We start from the raw sequence: 1,965 nt of genomic DNA on the forward strand, positions 1-1,965 counted from the left end.
CTTTTCTAACATTTTCAATTTGAATATCATTCTTTATAGCCTTAAATCTTGTAGTTATATCCATAGCCTCTATAGTTTTAATCTTTATGGCACTATATATCCAAGTGCTAGTTTTTGCTGCATCAAGCAATATTGTCCCAGCTTTAATATCTCCTAAGAATTTTTCTATGCTATCATATGGCAGTATTTCTACATTCGCCTTTTCAAGCTCAGCTCTAACTTCTGAATTAATTTTTCTATCATCGATAAACAAATAACACTTGTCCTTTGAAACCACACAATAAGATATTGTTAAAGGATTACATTTTACATCTCTAGCTCTAATGTTTAATAGCCACGCTATGTCATCGAGCCCCGATACTACATAATAGTCTGCCCCCATAGTCTTCATTTCCTTAACTATCCTATCAAGTTTTGATTGTCTTGACTCCCCTGCATATGCTTCATCATGTAAAACTACCTGACTGCAAGGTCTTTCTGGTTTGCCCTTCCAAATTATATCTATTAGGTCTTCATTAACTTCAAAAGTAAATTCACTACTTTCTAAAGCACTCTCGAGCCCTCTAAAGTATTCTACTGAAATAACCTTTCCATCAAACGCAATTTTTGATCCGCTATCAAGAGATTCCTTTAAAAATGCCTCAATAGTTGGAACTGCGCTCTCTCCCATTCTAAATAGAGTTACACCTGTATCTTTAAGTTGACTTTCTGCTTGCACGTAATATCTTCCATCCGTCCATAACCCGGCATCCGTAAGTGTTATAATTGCAGTACCAGCAGAGCCTGTAAATCCTGTTATATAGGTTCTAGCGGTATAATGTTCTGCTACATATTCACTTTGATGTGGATCTGAACTAGGTACTATGTACGCTTCTATGCCTCTTTCTCTCATCTGCTTTCTTAACTCTTCAATTCTCTCTTTTACGTTCATTATATTCACCTCATTAAAATGCAAGTAAACGCTTGCAAAATTTTATAATACTGACTTTAGTATACCATAAAAGAGTTAACTTTATTATATTAGTGGAGCCTAGTAATAAACGAAAAAAACCCCATATGAATAGACTTTTTTAGTGTCTATCATATAGGATCCATTTTACAGTTTAAGTAAATTTTTTTATTTAACTGGTACTGTAGCAGGTACTGTAGCAGGAATCATTTTCAATATATCATTATAGTCAAATGAATTAGTTGAATTAACTTTTGGGGATACAATATCAACATCTCCATTTATATTAGTGATATCAGTATCAAAGTCTAACCTTATAGTATATATACCAGTTGGGTCACTAGGATTACTAACTGTTTCTGTGTTTCCAGCTAATTTAATTATGCCAGGTAAATCAACAACAAATTCAGCGTTTCCCTTTTCTTCTATAATATAACCATCATCATTGACAGTATATCTAATTTTAATTCCATTATCACCAAGAATTTTTAAGTCTTCAATAGAATCAAGTGATTTGTCTAAACTTAAAAGTGCTTTTGGTAATTCAGTTGTTAAATTCTCGAATGCATTGTTCATTTCATCTTGTATATTTTTATCTTCTGCATCAGTTACATCATAAATTGACATTACAGATGTCATATACTTCTGAACAAAATTCATAGCATCCGTGTTTTCAGCAAGATTATTCAAAGTATAATGCATTAAATCCTTAAAAGACTTATCAGTTAATTTAATTTCATAAGTATCCGTGGATTTCATCACATTATGCTCTAAAAATCTTTGGCTACCTACATGTTTAATATAATCTGTAGCTGGATTAAATTGTTTTGCATACTTAACCATAAAATCAAGAAATTCTGGTTGAAATTCTTTACTGGTAAGTTGTATAATGAAATGACCGAAGAGTAACAAAAAAATAAAGACTCAAGAGAAATACTCTTGTATAATGTTAAGTGACTAAACCAACATATACGGGAGGATTTCACATGAGTCAATTAAATTTTATCACACAGTGC

General features: G+C 32.0%; 2 protein-coding genes. Both read right to left on the reverse strand.

Annotation, left to right across the window (positions count from 1 at the left end):
- Positions 1 to 931: aminopeptidase P family N-terminal domain-containing protein (locus JJE11_RS17660; RefSeq protein ID WP_291638005.1), on the reverse strand; the 931-nt coding region annotated here is incomplete at its 3' end.
- 186 nt (positions 932 to 1,117) lie between these two features.
- Complete coding sequence (locus JJE11_RS17665) at positions 1,118 to 1,792, reverse strand: hypothetical protein (RefSeq protein ID WP_291638007.1); 675 nt, start codon at positions 1,790 to 1,792, stop codon at positions 1,118 to 1,120.
- Positions 1,793 to 1,965 lie beyond the last annotated feature (173 nt).

The organism is Clostridium sp., assembly GCF_016650095.1.
Lineage (GTDB): Bacteria > Bacillota > Clostridia > Clostridiales > Clostridiaceae > Clostridium_AD.